Below are 254 nucleotides of genomic sequence, written 5' to 3' on the forward strand. Positions count from 1 at the left end.
ACGCGAAGCCACCGCGAGAACCGCGGACTCCTCACCGGAGACGACGACGGACTGCGGCCCGTTGACCGCGGCGACCGACACCGCACCGTCCAGGAGCGGCAGGACCTCGTCCTCCGTCGCCTGCACGGCCACCATCGCGCCGCCCTTCGGCAACGCCTGCATCAGCCCGGCCCTGGCGACCACCAGACGGACCGCGTCCTCCAACGAGAACACCCCCGCCACATGCGCCGCCGCGATCTCACCGATCGAATGCC

The 254-nt window shown here is 71.7% G+C and carries 1 protein-coding gene; it reads right to left on the bottom strand.

The window, feature by feature from the left end; translation table 11 throughout:
- Positions 1-254: acyltransferase domain-containing protein (locus IO20_RS37330; RefSeq protein WP_037637097.1), on the bottom strand; the 254-nt coding region annotated here is incomplete at both ends.

The organism is Streptomyces exfoliatus (genome assembly GCF_000725545.1).
GTDB classification, from domain to species: Bacteria; Actinomycetota; Actinomycetes; order Streptomycetales; family Streptomycetaceae; genus Streptomyces; species Streptomyces exfoliatus.